The sequence below is a fragment of the Paenibacillus sp. cl6col genome, assembly GCF_900102125.1.
Classification (GTDB): domain Bacteria; phylum Bacillota; class Bacilli; order Paenibacillales; family Paenibacillaceae; genus Paenibacillus_B; species Paenibacillus_B suaedae.
Window position 1 is genome coordinate 663,246 of sequence record NZ_FNAZ01000003.1, and the last position, 16,314, is coordinate 679,559.

General features: G+C 49.6%; 16 protein-coding genes. 1 reads left to right on the forward strand and 15 read right to left on the reverse strand.

Features of this window, described 5'->3' with window-relative positions:
* Positions 1 to 10: 10 nt before the first annotated feature.
* From BLS15_RS11010 to hppD, 6 genes are read right to left on the reverse strand one after another with little or no spacing between them, the layout of a single operon-like run.
* Positions 11 to 685, reverse strand: a complete 675-nt coding sequence (locus tag BLS15_RS11010; protein WP_021256894.1) for a 3-oxoacid CoA-transferase subunit B — start codon at positions 683 to 685, stop codon at positions 11 to 13.
* Complete coding sequence (locus BLS15_RS11015; protein ID WP_028531330.1) at positions 682 to 1,410, reverse strand: CoA transferase subunit A; 729 nt, start codon at positions 1,408 to 1,410, stop codon at positions 682 to 684. Before BLS15_RS11015 ends, BLS15_RS11010 begins: the two co-directional genes overlap by 4 nt.
* Before the next feature lie 46 nt (positions 1,411 to 1,456).
* Positions 1,457 to 2,644, reverse strand: a complete 1,188-nt coding sequence (locus BLS15_RS11020; RefSeq protein WP_090511422.1) for a homogentisate 1,2-dioxygenase — start codon at positions 2,642 to 2,644, stop codon at positions 1,457 to 1,459.
* Positions 2,645 to 2,695: 51 nt separating this feature from the next.
* Entirely contained in the window at positions 2,696 to 3,631 is a 936-nt protein-coding gene (locus BLS15_RS11025; protein WP_021256897.1) for a fumarylacetoacetate hydrolase family protein, read from the reverse strand.
* A gap of 25 nt (positions 3,632 to 3,656) precedes the next feature.
* The gene (locus BLS15_RS11030; RefSeq protein ID WP_021256898.1) at positions 3,657 to 4,268 is read right to left on the reverse strand and encodes a flavin reductase family protein; all 612 of its coding nucleotides are present in this window, start codon (positions 4,266 to 4,268) and stop codon (positions 3,657 to 3,659) included.
* A gap of 30 nt (positions 4,269 to 4,298) precedes the next feature.
* Positions 4,299 to 5,411 (reverse strand): 4-hydroxyphenylpyruvate dioxygenase, encoded by a 1,113-nt coding sequence (hppD, locus tag BLS15_RS11035; RefSeq protein ID WP_021256899.1) that lies wholly within the window; start codon positions 5,409 to 5,411, stop codon positions 4,299 to 4,301.
* 322 nt (positions 5,412 to 5,733) lie between these two features.
* Here hppD and BLS15_RS11040 point away from each other — a divergent pair, with 322 nt between their 5' ends.
* Positions 5,734 to 6,030 (forward strand): YerC/YecD family TrpR-related protein, encoded by a 297-nt coding sequence (locus BLS15_RS11040; protein WP_021256900.1) that lies wholly within the window; start codon positions 5,734 to 5,736, stop codon positions 6,028 to 6,030.
* A 304-nt stretch (positions 6,031 to 6,334) separates the two neighbouring features.
* Here BLS15_RS11040 and BLS15_RS11045 read toward each other — a convergent pair whose 3' ends face one another.
* The 9 genes from BLS15_RS11045 to BLS15_RS11085 all read right to left on the reverse strand — a co-directional run bounded on the left by BLS15_RS11045 (position 6,335) and on the right by BLS15_RS11085 (position 16,228).
* Entirely contained in the window at positions 6,335 to 6,877 is a 543-nt protein-coding gene (locus BLS15_RS11045) for a hypothetical protein (RefSeq protein WP_021256901.1), read from the reverse strand.
* A gap of 163 nt (positions 6,878 to 7,040) precedes the next feature.
* Complete coding sequence (pckA, locus tag BLS15_RS11050; RefSeq protein WP_028531333.1) at positions 7,041 to 8,624, reverse strand: phosphoenolpyruvate carboxykinase (ATP); 1,584 nt, start codon at positions 8,622 to 8,624, stop codon at positions 7,041 to 7,043.
* Positions 8,625 to 8,953: 329 nt separating this feature from the next.
* Positions 8,954 to 9,718, reverse strand: a complete 765-nt coding sequence (gene pxpA, locus BLS15_RS11055; protein WP_028531334.1) for a LamB/YcsF family protein — start codon at positions 9,716 to 9,718, stop codon at positions 8,954 to 8,956.
* A gap of 13 nt (positions 9,719 to 9,731) precedes the next feature.
* Positions 9,732 to 10,709 (reverse strand): 5-oxoprolinase subunit C family protein, encoded by a 978-nt coding sequence (locus BLS15_RS11060; RefSeq protein WP_090511424.1) that lies wholly within the window; start codon positions 10,707 to 10,709, stop codon positions 9,732 to 9,734.
* On the reverse strand, positions 10,694 to 11,389 hold the full coding sequence (gene pxpB, locus BLS15_RS11065) for a 5-oxoprolinase subunit PxpB (RefSeq protein WP_028531336.1): 696 nt from the start codon (positions 11,387 to 11,389) through the stop codon (positions 10,694 to 10,696). The genes BLS15_RS11060 and pxpB overlap by 16 nt, the downstream gene beginning before the upstream one ends.
* Before the next feature lie 220 nt (positions 11,390 to 11,609).
* Complete coding sequence (locus BLS15_RS11070; protein ID WP_028531337.1) at positions 11,610 to 12,911, reverse strand: pyrimidine-nucleoside phosphorylase; 1,302 nt, start codon at positions 12,909 to 12,911, stop codon at positions 11,610 to 11,612.
* Between the two features lie 130 nt (positions 12,912 to 13,041).
* Positions 13,042 to 13,749, reverse strand: a complete 708-nt coding sequence (deoD, locus tag BLS15_RS11075; RefSeq protein WP_028531338.1) for a purine-nucleoside phosphorylase — start codon at positions 13,747 to 13,749, stop codon at positions 13,042 to 13,044.
* A gap of 41 nt (positions 13,750 to 13,790) precedes the next feature.
* On the reverse strand, positions 13,791 to 14,972 hold the full coding sequence (gene deoB, locus BLS15_RS11080) for a phosphopentomutase (protein WP_072730430.1): 1,182 nt from the start codon (positions 14,970 to 14,972) through the stop codon (positions 13,791 to 13,793).
* 77 nt (positions 14,973 to 15,049) lie between these two features.
* Positions 15,050 to 16,228, reverse strand: a complete 1,179-nt coding sequence (locus BLS15_RS11085; RefSeq protein WP_021256909.1) for a NupC/NupG family nucleoside CNT transporter — start codon at positions 16,226 to 16,228, stop codon at positions 15,050 to 15,052.
* Positions 16,229 to 16,314: the final 86 nt, after the last annotated feature.

The following is a 16,314-nucleotide window of genomic DNA, read 5'->3' on the forward strand; positions in this document are numbered from 1 at the left end:
CCTTAGCCCTTTACTCCGATGCCCGAGGCGTTGCGTTCGCCGCGTTCAATGCTGGGCTTATTCGGAACGTCGCCTCGGTTTTGTGACGAATCTCTTCTACGTCAGCTCCTTGCTGTGTCTCGATCAAGACCATGCCTTCTTCGGTAAAATCAAATACGGCCAAGTCGGTAATTAACCTGTCGACGACTCGTTTTCCCGTCAGCGGCAAACTGCACTCGCGCTTGATTTTAGATTCACCATGCTTATTCACATGCTCCATTATGACGACGATGCGCCGGGCGCCGTTCACTAGATCCATGGCGCCTCCCATGCCTTTAATCATTTTGCCAGGAATCATCCAATTCGCCAGATCACCCTGCTCCGATACTTCCATCCCGCCCAGAATGGCAAGATCGATATGACCACCGCGGATCATGGCGAACGATTCGGCACTGTCGAAGTAGGACGCCCCTTCCACAGCGCTTACCGTCTCCTTGCCTGCGTTAATCAGATCCGGATCCTCGCTCCCCTCCAATGGGTATGGCCCGATGCCGAGCAGGCCGTTCTCCGAATGGAGCATCACATCGAACTCTGGCGGAATGATGCCTGCAATGAGGGTCGGCATGCCGATGCCGAGATTGACTGTCATCCCATCCGCAATCTCCAGCACTGCTCGCCGCACGATGGCTTGACGTGCATCACTCATGCGAATCCCTCCGTTCCTTGCTGCGTCGCCGACTGGACAACGCGCCGTTCCACCCGCTTTTCATATCCGGTTCCGTGAAGTACCCGCTGCACATAGATACCGGGCGTATGAATATGATTCGGATCCAATTGTCCCGGCTCGACCAGCTCCTCCACCTCGGCAATTGTAATTTTCCCTGCTGCTGCTGCCAGTGGATTGAAATTCTGGGCTGTCTTCCGGTAGATCAGATTTCCGAGCGTATCCCCCTTCCACGCCTTCACGAACGCAAAATCGCCGACAATCGCCTCTTCCATCAGGTATGTTCGGCCGTTGAACTCTTTAAGCTCCTTGCCTTCCGCTATCGGCGTGCCGACGCCGGTAGCCGTATAGAAGGCCGGGATACCGGCTCCGCCCGCGCGAATGCGCTCAGCCAGTGTGCCCTGCGGAACGAGCTCAACCTCCAGCTCACCGTTCAGAAGCTGGCGTTCGAATATTTTGTTCTCCCCAACATATGAGGAGATCATCTTCTTAATCTGGCGGTTCGCGAGCAGGAGACCGAGCCCCCAATCATCCACGCCACAATTGTTGCTCACAACGGTCAGATTTTTTACACCGCTGTCTCTCAGCGCCGCAATAGCCAGCTCGGGGATCCCGCATAGGCCGAATCCACCCACGATCAAGGTAGCGCCGTCCTGAATTCCCTTTATCGCCTCAGCGGCGGAATGCACGACTTTCCTATCCTTCATGCCATGCGCTCCTTTCATCAGCGTATCTTACACCTCATGCTCACACCTACACGGTTCGCGACGCTTCCGGCGAACCCGCGCACCAGCTGTACATGTATTGACTATCCTCGTAGGACAGCGCTTGCTTGACAACGCGCAGCGGACAGAACGTGTCGATCATGACCGCAAGCTCTGTCGTTTCCTTTTTGCCGATGCTGTCTTCGATCTTGCCAGGATGCGGTCCGTGCGGGATGCCTGATGGATGCAAGGTAATGGAGCCTTCCTTCACTCCCTTGCGGCTCATGAAGTTGCCCCTGACATAATAGAGCACCTCGTCGCTGTCTACATTGCTGTGGAAATAGGGGGCAGGAATTCCATCGGGATGATAATCGTATAATCGAGGCACGAAGGAGCAAATGACAAAGTTATTCCCCTCGAAGGTCTGGTGAATCGGCGGCGGCATATGAATGCGGCCCGTTATTGGCTCGAAATCGGCAATATTGAAAATCCACGGGTACAAATACCCATCCCAGCCTACAACATCAAAAGGATGATGGTTGAATATATGCAGATGGATATATCCTCTAGACTTCGTTCTTACTTCGAATTCACCAAGCTGAGCGTAAGTCTCCAGCTTATCCGGCCCGCGGAAATCCCGTTCGCAGAACGGACTATGCTCCAAAAGCTGGCCATGCGGGTTGCGATAGCGCTTCGGCGTTGTAATCCAACTGTTCGTTTCCACGACCAGGAGCTTTGTACGTCCGCCCCCCAGCTCCGGTATGACGCGATAGATCGTGCCGATCGGTATGTTGATATAATCCCCTGGACGGTAATGGAGCGTGCCGAACATCGTCTCCACGGCACCCTCTCCTTCATGTACGAACAACAGTTCATCCCCGTCCCCGTTCCGGTAGAAATAATCCATCGGCTGATTGACATTCGCAGTCGCGATAAGCAGATCCTCATTGCCAAGCATATAGCGTCTGCCAGCGACGGCGTCGTCCGCATCCATGCAATCGCCAGTCAATAGATGTCGGTGGCGAAGCGCTCCCTGCTCTTCGAACTCAATATCGAAGGCGGCATGCACTTCCGCCTTGCTGATAGCCGTCGGCGGATAATGGTGATACAAGATCGACTGAATGCCGGAGAACCCTTTCGTTCCCATCACTTGCTCACGGTACAGGGTGCCGTCCGGCTTGCGGAACATCGTATGCCTCTTTCCAGGGATGTCTCCCATGCGGCGGTAATAGGCCATAACACGAATCCTCCTCTTTCCAATTCAATACCGGTTGAGCGGCTTCTTCGCCTAACCGATGGTATTACGCAGCAAGCCAAGTCCCGTGACCTCTAATTCGACGACATCGCCGGGCTCCAGCCAGCGGTGAACCTCCGGCCCCAGTTCGAGAAGGCAGCCGGTTCCGACCGTACCCGATCCAATAATATCCCCAGGATACAATGTGACGTCTGACGATGCCCGCGCTAGCATGTTCCCGAACGTATAGTGGAGGTCGCGCATATTACCTCGTGACAACTCGGCACCATTAACGCGAGCCGTCATCTCCAAGTCATGGCGCTCGCCTGTACGATACCGTTCGAGCTCGTCCTTGGTGACTAGATAGGGTCCGAGCGAGGTGGCAAAATCCTTGCCCTTGGCCGGACCTAGGCCAACCTTCACTTCCTCCCGTTGGATATCGCGCGCACTCCAGTCGTTCATGATACAATAGCCGAATATATAGGAATCAGCCTCTTCGGCAGTAATATCGCGTCCTTCCTTGCCGATGACGCAGGCCACCTCCAGCTCGTAATCCAGAGCGGAGGTGGCGGTCGGTTTGCGGATAAGCGCGTTCGGGCCTACAATGGCCTGATGGTTGCTAAAATAAAACACCGGGAACTGGTACCATTCCGGCATGATATCAAGTCCCCGTCTCCGCCTCGCCCCGATCACATGTGCTTCGAAGGCGTAGAAATCGCGGACACTCGGCGGCTTCGGAAGCGGCGCGAGCAAGGAGACATCGGATGCCGGATAGATGCCCTTAAGCGAGTGCATCGCCTTCGCATCTGAGCCAAGGCGGCTGTCGATTCGCTCGGCCTCCTCCATATAATCCTCATGGCGGCGCACAAATTCCAGCAATTCGCTCGGCAGCCGCCCTGCACTGACCTCATGCATATCGACGACGCAGCCTTCCCGCAGCCAACCGGAACGCGGCGAGCCGGTTCCAGTGTCAAATGTCACGAACTTCATAGAACCTCCCGCTTTCCGTATACCACTACTTTTTTCTTTCCAATATGAAGGTGTCAGAAGCGGCACGGGTGTAAACTTGGCCGGCCATGCGTCCAATCGGAAGCAGCTTCTCCATGTCGATTTTACCATCGGCATACAGCTCGTCGCTGATATGCATCATTACGACCTTGCCGATAACAAGGCTGCCAGCGCCCGGCTGATCGCCGAAATGCAGGATATCATGGAGAACGCACTCCATGTGAATGGCACTTTCCTGAACCCGGTAGGGGCGAATGAGCTCGCTAGGGATCGGGGTCAAGCCCGTGACTTGAAATTCATCCACCTCAGGATCGAATTCAGCAGCTGTCTCATTCATCGGCTCGACAATCTGTTCCCCAACAATGTTGACCACGAATTCGCCGGTTGCTTCAATATTGACGAGCGTGTCCTTCTTGCATCCGTCCGTCCCTCGGCGCATCGGGGCGAAGCAGATCATAAGCGGATCCGCGCAGATTGCTGTGAAAAAACTGAACGGCGCCAGGTTCGCCATACCGTTCGAATCGATCGTGGACACAAAAGCAATCGGTCGCGGCAGGATGGAGCCTATCATCAGCTTATAAGCGTCTCTCCAATGCAGATCATGCGGTGTAATATTCATGCGGCTTCTACTCCTTCCTGCGGCGCTGGGCTACAAGTTGCCGCGGCGCTCCTGCTCCCGTTCGATCGATTCGAACAAGGCCTTGAAATTGCCTTCGCCGAAGCCAATAGCTCCTTTGCGTTGAATAATCTCGAAAAACAACGTCGGTCTATCGACAAGTGGCTTCGTGAAGATTTGCAGCAAATAGCCTTCATCATCGCGATCCACCAAAATTTTCAATTCCTGAAGCTTGGCAATATCTTCGTCGATGCTTCCAACCCGTTCCGTCAGCATTTCATAGTAGGAATCGGGCGTGTTCAGGAACTCGACCCCGTTCTCGCGAAGCGCCGTAACCGTAGAGACAATATCGTTCGTCAGCAGGGCTAGATGCTGTACACCCGCTCCTTTGTAATATTCCAGATACTCCTGAATCTGCGATTTGCGCTTGGCAGTCGCTGGCTCGTTGATCGGGAATTTAATTCTGCCGCCATTATGCATCACTTTAGACATCAAGGCCGAATATTCCGTGCTGATGTCCTTGTCATCGAAATGAATCATTTGCTTGAAGCCCATCACATTTTCATAGTAAGCTACCCATTCTTCCATTTGTTCCACGTTGCCGACGACATGATCGATGCCGATCAGTCCGGACGATTGATGTGGAAGGGTATCTTCGATGGATTGATAGCCAGGAAGGAACAATCCTTCGTAATTATCCCGCTCGATCAGCGTATGAATCGTATCTCCATATGTGCCTATAATCGCTTTTTTGACCTTGCCGTGCTCATCCGAATATTCGACCGGCTCCATAATGGGAATTCCGCCGCGTGAGACCGCATCCTTGTAAGCCTTTTCAACATTACTAACCCGCAATGCAACATCTTTGACCCCGTCCCCGTGCAATTTGACGAACTCGGCAATTGGATGGTCGTCAGAGAGAGCGCCGGAGAGTACGAACCGAATTTTATTCTGCTCGATTACATACGATACTTGCTCCCGGTTTCCGGTTTCCAGTCCAGAGTAGGCAATAGGGCGGAATCCATACCCTTTTACGAAATAGTGCATCGCTTGCTTTGCGTTCCCTGTATAAAGTTCAATGTAGTCGATTTCTTGAATTGGGAAAATCTCTTTCTCCGTTAATTCGAAAACCTCTTGTCTCTTCATTCAACATCCTCCTACACTCACATGGATTGCTTCCACTGAGAGTATATGATGGATACCAATATCTAGCAAAAGTGTACTCGAACGCGCCCATGCTCCAACGCACGGCGGAAGAACCGCGGCTGAACTGATACGCATGAATTCGGCGGGGATAAACCGCATCGACGCACTATCGCAGTGAGGAAGCAAACAAGTGGAGCGTATCTTTATTGAATTGAATGTGAAAGTTTTTTGAACAAATAGAAGGAAATAGACGTCTTCTTGTCAAAAAGTAAAGCGTAAGCGCATTCGTGGTATTCATTTCGAATTGGAGTTGATCGACGATATGTGTGCCAAGCGTTCCGGCGACCCGGCGATTGAGCAATTGCTGGAGGCCATAATGAAGCTGCAAAGCATTGAGGAATGTTATGATTTTTTTGAGGAATTGACGACACCCAAAGAATTGCAGGCACTGTCCCAACGGTTGGAAGTCGCCAAATTGCTGTTGAACGGCAACACGTATATGGAAATCGAAGCGGAGACTGGCGCAAGCACGGCCATTATTTCGCGCGTCAAGCGTATCCTGCACAATGGCAACGGAAGTTACCGGCTCATGCTCAGCAGACTTGAGCAGCAATCGTAATATAATTCGGTGCTTACAGTGTTACGGGCTCGTCAAAGCCGACACATGTTAAGCGGGGGAGTTAGCACATGTCGGCCTCTCTACCCGTCTTGCTTGACTTTTCGATCCAAATTGGCCGAAGTGCGGTGCAACTGTCGCGCCCCGCATTTTTTTCAGCGTGGGGGACAAATGCTGAATATGACAGTATGCTTATTTTCCGCATCAGCCAGAAAACAACATTTCATTTGCAAGCAGCATTACGCTGCTTAATTTCCCTCTAAAAACCTGAACAACATATTCATTGGCTATACACTCGAAAATATCATCATGAAAAGTAAAAATATAGTGTCGCGTCCCATAACTCTTGCTTAAAATTAGAGTGTACTGAATTGATTTTCTTTTGTTCCTTTACCCAGGAAGAATTTTTGATTTCGTGCATCTCATAACCTTCAAGCCCATGCTCATAGAGCGGATGTCCATGCAACACTTCATCATTAACTCCACCGAATCTAATGCTGTAACACCTTTCAAATTGGATAAGTGCAACATAATCTTTCGATTGTGGATCAAGTACGTGAATGATGTTTGTACTTTCATCCCAATCGGGGTTACTAGTGCCTATATAGTATAATAAATAGGTTTTGTATCCATTTGACACAACATGAGGAAGCGGAGCTCCAACATCCTGCGGAAATGTTGTTTTAATGGGTATAGCTGTTTCTTCACCCTTCAGTAAGGATACTTTCCTGTTCAATATTCTGCGCTCATCAATTAGGTCATACATTTCTTGATCTATTTTGTTTCTCTTTTTATTTAAAATGCTTTTTATTTGCGAAAGCCTTTGCTCAATCTCCATGATGCTCGCCATTAGTTCCTTCACGCCTCCTAATTTATCTAAATAAGAGATTTCGCCGCCCTCCCCCCTACAATCTTCCTTCGCTGCATGTCTCCCTGTCTCCCCGCACAAAATGAATCAGGGCTGCCTCTGCGTTATGAACACAACGCAGAGGCAGCCCCTCTCCTCACAGCAATTATACCTGCGGACCGGCAAGCTTGATTGATTCCGCTACATCGCTGAATTTTATTTCGAAATTGCGAGCAAAGATCTCCGCCAGCTGCTTCGCCTTACGATCATAAGCCGATTTATCCGCCCACATGTTCCTCGGATCAAGCAGTTCATGGGGAATGAATGGTACTGCATCAGGGATAAGCATGCCGAATACAGGATGAGAAGTGAAGGCTGCTTTCTCGATACTTCCATTCATAATCGCCTTGACCATCGCCCTTGTGTACGACAGATTCATCCGCTCGCCAATCCCGTAAGGACCGCCGCTCCATCCTGTATTGACCAAATAAACCTTCACACCGTATTTCGTGATTTTGTCGCCGAGCATTTCTGCGTATACATCCGGTCTCAAGGGGAGAAATGGAGCTCCAAAGCATGCCGAGAATGTCGCTTCTGGTTCGACTACGCCGCGTTCCGTACCTACCATTTTGGATGTATAGCCGGACAGGAAGTGATACATCGCCTGCTCCTTCGTCAGCTTGGATACGGGAGGCAGGACGCCAAAGGCATCGGCGGTCAAAAAGATAATGACATTCGGATGGCCTGCGGTACCGGGAATGATCGAGTTATGAATATAATCAATCGGATAAGCGGCCCGCGTGTTCTCCGTTAGTGTATTACTATGGTAATCTGCCTCACCGGTTACGGTGTCAATCCACACATTTTCCAGGACAGAGCCGAACCGGATTGCATTCCAGATTTGCGGCTCTTTCTCCTGCGACAGCCCGATGCATTTGGCATAGCAGCCGCCTTCGAAATTGAATACGCCCGCATCGGACCAGCCATGCTCATCATCGCCGACTAAGCCGCGATCCGGATCAGCCGACAAAGTCGTCTTCCCTGTTCCCGATAATCCAAAAAACAATGCCGTGTCTCCATCCTCCCCGACATTCGCCGAGCAGTGCATCGGCATGACGCCACGGAAGGGAAGCAAATAGTTCAGCACGCTGAAAATCGATTTCTTTATCTCGCCTGCGTAATGGGTACCGCCGATGAGCACAGTCTTTCTCTCGAATGAGATCGCAATGAACGTCTCGGAATTCGTCCCGTCGACAGCGGGATCCGCCTTCATGCCAGGCATTGCAATCACAGTAAAATCAGGTTCATGAGTTAACAGCTCATTCGTTGTTGGACGTATAAACAATTGCTGAACGAATAAATTTTGCCACGCGTATTCATTAATAAAGCGGACAGGCAAACGATAAGCCAGGTCTGCCCCTGCATAACCGTCGAATACAAAGAGCTTGCGGTTCTTCATATAGTTGATCGTTTTGTTATACAACGAGTCGAATTGCTCAGAGGTGATAGCCTGATTCACCTCGCCCCAAGCGACATGGTCTGCTGTGTCCGACTCTCTGACGATGAACTTATCCTTCGGGGAACGTCCCGTATATTTGCCCGTTGTGACTTGCAAAGCGCCAGTCGAAGTCAGATGACCTTCTCCGTTGCAGAGAGCGGATTCCACCAGCTTGGCAACCGCCAGGTTCCTCTGAGATTCATCTACATACAGACCAGCCAATTGAGTGCTTTCCTTATTTTTCGCGATCACGGTTATCCTCCCTATTCCACTGTTACCGAGTTCTTGTTTCATCCCGTCTCCAACAACTAAGAAAATGTATATTTTATCCTTTTTCATTAATGTATACTATAAATAAATAATACGCAATATATAAAAGCGAATTGGGTGAATCCAATTATTTATTACGTCATTTTGAAAATGTTTTCACAATAGACAAATAAAAAAGGTGTCCATGCTTCTCTAAGAGATGAACTCTCTTTTAAAAAAGCATAACACCTTTTTCCCCATTTCTGGCTTACTTCCCTCAGCTTCCTTGACGCTATCCCTTCTATATATAAGTCAAAAAATAGGATCAACTTCTACTTCGCCCAAACGGATCGCACAACAATTCCTTCATCACTCAACCGTTGCCGCAAGCTTTGGGCAAAGGCAAGCGCATGTGTGCCATCACCATGAATGCATACCGTATCGGCTTGAATCGCTACATCATCACCCTGGACAGCGTGGACAACCCCTTCTTTTACCATGCGAATGACCTGCTGTACCGCTTCTTCAGTATCCGTGATCAGCGCATTGGACTCCCGACGCGGCGTCAAAGAACCATCCGCTTGGTACGTCCGGTCTGCGAATACTTCATGCGCACAGCGAAGTCCAACGGCTTGACCCGCCTTTACCAGTTCACTTCCCGATAGTCCGAATAACACCAGCTCTGGATTCATATCATGGACAGCTCGGGCAATCGCCTCAGCCAGCGCGCAGTTGCTTGCAGCCATGTTGTACAAGGCGCCATGCGGCTTCACATGCTGCATCTTGCCGCCAGCCGCTGTAACAAATCCGTATAGCGCCCCCACTTGATAGACGACCAAATCATAGGCTTCCTCAGGAGTGATGTCGAGGTTGCGCCGTCCGAATCCAGCTAGATCTGGTAGTCCGGGATGAGCCCCAATTGCTGCCCCACGCTCAAGTGCTGCTGCTACAGTCCGCTTCATGACGGAAGGATCGCCAGCATGGAAACCACAAGCAATATTCACGGATGTTACGAACGGCAAAATTGCTTCATCCGAGCCGAGCCGATATGCGCCAAAGCTCTCTCCCATATCACAGTTTATATCGATTTGATGCATAGTACTTTCCCTCCTAACGAATCCGCAGGGCTAGTCCCTGCCGGAATTGGGCAATCTCTTGTTCCCGCTTCACATACAGATCCTGTGCTTCTTCTTGTGTAACCTCTGCAAATCGAATATACCCGCCTGGTCTCACTTGGGCGATGAGCGGCAAATCCACACTAATTACATGAGCGATTCGCGGATATCCACCGACCGTTTGTCGATCCGCCAACAACACGATCGGATTGCCTTCCGGCGGTACTTGAATCGTGCCTGTGCTAACGGCAGACGAGATCATGTCAACAGGTTCTGCCACTGTCAACGGCACATCTGCGAGCCGGTAGCCCATTCTGTCCGACTGCGTCGTGACGCGGAATGGCTCCGTCCATAATCGATGCTTGCTTTCTTCACTGAATGTATCGAATTCAGGACCACGGACGACGCGAAGCACCGGATTTTCTTTGTAAGCAGGACGAATCGCAAAGCTGGCCCCCCATGGCATGACAATCGTTTCAAGGGAACATAAATTGAACGGTTCGGCAGCTTCTCCCATCTCCAGCACATCTCCAGCTTCAAGCGCTCGACCATGCAATCCACCTATTCCTGCTCGCAAATAAGTGCTGCGACTACCCATCGCTTCCGGGACGGATAGCCCGCCGCTTATTGCCAAATAGGTTCTGCAGCCCGATACAGTTCTCCCGAATTGTAATGTGCTTCCTGCAGGAACATACACGGGACGCCATAGCGGAATGCTCATTCCATCAATGCTAGGAGACAAGTTGCCCCCCGCTAGAGCGATTACGGCGCCCTTTTCAAATATAAGCTGCGGCCCAAGCAACGTAATCTCTAAAGCTGCCGCGCCCTCTTCATTGCCTGCCAGCAAGTTTGCCAGCCTGAGTGCGACCCCATCCATTGCGCCACTTGTTAGTACACCGTACTTTTGCAACCCAAAGCGGCCGAGATCCTGAACCGTTGTCAGCATGCCCGCCGATTTTACCCGGATACACATGACCCGCGCTCCTCCCATTTCGTGTATTCCTCTTCTGTAATAGGCAAAAAGCGTATTCTATCCCCTGCTCTTAGCAAAGTTGGAGGATTCATATCCGGACGAAATAACGGTACGGGTGTCCGACCGATCAACTGCCAGCCGCCGGGCGTGACGATTGGATACACTCCCGTTTGCATGCCGGCAATTCCTACTGTCCCTGATGGAATCGCAAGCCGTGGAGTGGAACGCCTTGGTGCGGCAATCCGCTTCGACATTCCTCCCAGAAACGGAAAACCTGGCGCAAACCCAAGCAAATAGACTACATATTCCCCGCTGCTATGAATGTGAACAACTTCATCCGGTGACAGCTGGTTAATCGCGGCGACTTCATTCAAATCAGGACCGAAGCTCCCACCATAGCATACCGGTATATCGACAGTTCGAATATTGCATTCAAGCTTCATATGTAACGATTGGGCAACAGCAATTTCCAGTCGCGCTTGTGCCTCATCATACCGCAACTGACCCGGATTATAAAATACAGTTACAGTCGTATAAGAAGGGACGTATTCAATCATCCCTTGCATCGGATGTTCGTCAAGGTAGAGTGACAACAACCGAACTTGCTCATGTGCAGCCTGCCCGATGAGGGTACCAAATTCCACGACAACCGCCGAATCTCCGAGCGGAAAATATCTCATGCAGCTCCCCCTTACGATATTGTTGAGTTCATGATAGCATGATTTCAATTCCTCTATCCATGCCAGGTTCGCAATACGCAAATTGATAGGCGTTAACGTTATTTGATAAGATGTACACCCCCGTTATTTCTGATCATCCATATAGGAAAATCTGCATGAAAAGGAAAAAGAGCAAGCTGCAAGGCATCCGCCTGCATCCTGCTCTCCACTGAACCTAAATTTATTCCGTTACGATATCATGGACAAGCACTGGTGCCTCTGCATGGTCGCTAATCCGAATGTTCTCATAAATCTTAGCAATGACGTCATCCACGTTCTCACGATTTGCATGAATCGTTACCAAGGACTCGCCTGCCTTAACCGCATCTCCAATCTTCTTGTTCAGCATCAAGCCTACAGCAAGATCGATTTCGGACTCCTTCGTTGCGCGGCCAGCGCCAAGCAGCATCGCTGCTGTACCAATCTCGTCAGCGACGATTTCTGCCACTACGCCGTCTTCCTTAGCAGGAACTTCGATCTTATAAGCAGCCTGCGGCAGCTTGTTCGGATCGTCGACGACCTCTGGATTGCCGCCTTGGTTCGCGATGAATTCCTTGAACTTCTCCAACGCCTTGCCGTTCGTGATGACTTCCTTCAGCTTCTCTTCCGCCTCTTCCAAGGAGGACGCCTTGCCAGCAAGGAATACCATCTGTCTGCCAAGCGCGAAGCACAGCTCTTCCAGATCCTCAGGGCCATGTCCACGCAGTGTATCAATCGCTTCCTGTACTTCAAGCGAGTTGCCGATTGCACGTCCAAGGGGTTGGCTCATATCGGATATAACAGCCATCGTCTTGCGACCAACATTGTTGCCGATGCTGACCATCGCATGCGCCAATTCCTTCGCATCCTCAGCCGTCTTCATAAAGGCCCCTGCTCCAGTCTTCACATCGAGTACGATGGCATCGGAACCTGCCGCAATCTTCTTGCTCATAATGGAGCTTGCAATAAGCGGAATGGAATTGACAGTTGCTGTAACGTCACGCAGGGCATACAACTTCTTGTCCGCAGGCGTTAAGTTGCCTGTCTGACCGATTACCGCAATCTTATGGTTATTGACTAGGTTTACGAACTCGTCCTTCGTAATTTCCACATGGAACCCTTCGATTGCCTCGAGCTTATCAATCGTACCGCCTGTATGACCAAGCCCACGGCCTGACATCTTGGCTACTGGAATATCCAATGCCGCAACTAGAGGGGCGAGTACAAGCGTCGTCGTATCGCCAACACCGCCAGTTGAATGCTTATCGACCTTAACGCCCTCAATTGCTGAGAGATCAATCGTTTCACCGGAGTTGACCATGGCCATCGTCAAATCAGCCCGCTCCCGCTCCGTCATATCTTGAAAATAAATGGCCATCGCAAATGCACTGACTTGATAATCCGGGATATCACCTTTGGTATAGCCATCAATAACAAAGTTAATTTCCTCTGTCGTCAGTTCCTTGCCGTCACGCTTCTTCGCAATCAGATCCACCATTCTCATCGTTGATTCTCCTCGCTCTCCATTGGATATGTGCTTGAACGCAGGTTCGTTCATCATTCTTAACCAAAAACGAATTCACTATAATGCCAACCCTATAAACGCCTTTGCTTGTTGCTAATGACAAAACTACTTACAGCGAAATAGCTGTCTCCAACGCCACTTCCATCATGTCATTGAACGTTGTTTGACGCTCTTGCGATGTCGTTTCCTCACCTGTCAGCAAGTGGTCACTAACTGTTAAGATTGTCAATGCATTCACACCATATTTCGCAGCCAGTGTGTACAGAGCCGTTGTTTCCATTTCCACGGCCAATACGCCATAATCCATCAGCTTCTGAACAACAGACTTGTCATCGCGGTAGAACATGTCGGAAGTGAAGATGTTGCCGACATGAACGTTCATTCCCTTCGCAACCGCATTCTCATAAGCCCCCTTCAGCAAGGAGAAACTGGCGATTGGAGAGTAGTCATATCCGCCGAAGACATGACGGTTCATGCTGGAATCTGTACAAGTTGCTTGAGCAAGCACGACATCACGCACATGAACGTCCTTCTGCATCGCACCGCAAGTACCTACACGGAACAAGTTCTTCACACCGTACTCATTGATCAGCTCATTTACATAAATGCTTGTTGTCGGAACCCCCATGCCCGTACCTTGTACGGAGATGCGCTTGCCTTTGTAAGTTCCCGTGAAGCCGAGCATCCCGCGAACCTCGTTATAGCAAGTAATATCCTCCAAGTACGTTTCTGCGATATATTTCGCACGCAATGGATCTCCTGGCAACAATATCGTTTCTGCAACGTCGCCTTGTTTCGCTCCAATGTGTACACTCATAGTTATGTTCCTCCAGTATGATGAATTATTTCAAATCCGAATTATTTCAAATCAGATAAAAAGCTCTTGCCATACGCTGGTGCCGCAACTGCAAAGTTCTCGGCAACCGTTGCCGCGATATCTGCAAATGTTCCACGAAGTGGAAGCTCCTTGCCTCCATCTACAAAGCGCGGAGAATATGCAATCAGTGGAACGTACTCCCTCGTATGGTCAGTGCCTTTGTACGTTGGATCATTGCCATGGTCTGCTGTAATGAGGAGCAGATCCTCATCCGTCATCTTCGCAAATACTTCAGGCAGCCGAGCATCATATTCCTCTAGCGCACGTCCATAACCCGCTGGATCGCGGCGATGTCCGTACAATGCATCGAAGTCAACGAGATTTATGAAACTTAATCCCTTGAATGGCTCATCCAGTGTCGCGATAAATTTATCCATGCCGTCCATATTAGACTTTGTTCGAATTGCTTGTGTAATTCCTTCGCCATCATAAATATCTGAAATTTTGCCTAATGCGATCACATCGTAGCCTTGATCCTGCAGCTCATTCATTGTTGTGCGGCCAAATGGCTTCAAGGCATAATCATGTCTGTTCGACGTACGCGTGAAGTTCCCAGGCTCCCCTACAAATGGACGAGCAATAATTCGTCCAAGCATGTAAGGGTCATCTCGAGTAATTTCGCGACAGAACTCACAAATCTCGTACAGCTCCTTCAATGGAACTACCTCTTCATGCGCTGCAATTTGTAGTACAGAATCCGCAGAAGTATAAATAATGAGAGCGCCTGTCTTCACATGCTCTTCACCGAGCTCATCGATAATTTCGGTTCCGCTTGCCGGCTTGTTGCCGATTACCTTGCGACCTGTCTTCGCCTCAATGCGTTCAATCAGTTCCGCTGGGAATCCATCCGGAAACACGCGGAATGGAGTATCAATATACAGCCCCATGATCTCCCAATGTCCAGTCATTGTATCTTTGCCGCGGGAGGTTTCTTGCATTTTGCCATAATAGCCTAGGGGACGTTCGGCCACCTCTATGCCAGGAATCGAGCGAATATTGGACAAGCCGAGTGCAGCCATATTAGGCATGTTCAGCCCTCCGCATTCCTGTGCGATATGCCCGAGTGTATCTGAGCCTACATCATCGAATTGTGCCGCATCAGGTGCTTCACCGATGCCTACCGAGTCCATAACGATAAGATGAATCCTTTTGAATGTTGTCATCATGTCGTTCCCCTTTCCCAAGCTGATTTAGATGCTTACAACGTCCACTTAACCAGAAGTGGACGTTGTGAATATAGTTATAGGAAAATACCTGCAACAATCGCAGACAATACGCTTACCATCGTAGCGCCGTACAGCAAGCGAAGACCGAAGCGTGCCACTACGTTGCCTTGCTTCTCATGAAGTCCCTTCACTGCACCAGAAATGATGCCGATCGAGGAGAAGTTCGCGAACGATACCAAGAATACAGATACGATACCTGTAGTACGCTCAGACAGAGCTAGCTTGCCAAGATCCAGCATCGCGACGAATTCGTTCGCTACCATCTTCGTTGCCATAATGCTTCCCGCATCGACCGCTTCCTTCCAAGGTACCCCCATCAGGAATGCGAATGGTGCGAACACATAGCCAAGCACTTCTTGGAATGAAATTCCGAAGATACTGCCGAAGATTCCGTTGATAAGTGCAATCAAGGCAACAAAACCGATCAGCATCGCAGCAACAGTAATCGCGACCTTGAAGCCGTCCATAATGTATTCGCCCAGCATTTCGAAGAACGATTGCTTATGCTCTTCCTGCACTTCCAGAATATCTTCTTCCTTTGATACTTTATACGGATTCAAAATCGAAGCGATTATAAATCCGCCAAACAGATTCAATACAAGCGCAGTTACTACATATTTAGGCTGAATCATTGTCATATAAGCACCGACAATGGACATCGATACTGTCGACATCGCAGAAGCACAAAGTGTATATAAGCGGCGCTCCGGCAGCAATCCAATTTGCTTTTTCACCGAAATAAATACTTCGGACTGACCCAGAATTGCAGATGCTACTGCGTTGTATGATTCCAGCTTACCCATACCGTTAACCTTGCTCAATCCAAGACCGATGTACTTAATAATGAACGGCAAGATTTTCGTGTATTGCAAAATACCAATCAAGGCGGAAATAAAAACAATCGGCAGCAAAACGTTTAAGAAAAATTGAGTTCCTTGAATATCATTCACGATTCCGCCAAACACAAAGTTAATGCCTTCGGCTGCATAACCGAGCAATGATTCAAAAACTTTAGCAAATTTGCCGATTATCACTTCCCCGACACTTGTATTCAACAACACAAATGCCAGAATTGCCTGCAACACGACCATTATGGCCAATGGACGATAGCGAATGTTGCGTCGATCCTTACTTGCGATATATGTGAGTCCGAATACAGCCAGCAGACCAATGATCGCAATTACAAATTTCATGTAAAGTTCCCCCCATGCTAGAGCATGCATCGATTTCTTAAAAATGATTTAGAGCACCTTGTTACCGCTTTCAAATCGAACGTAAT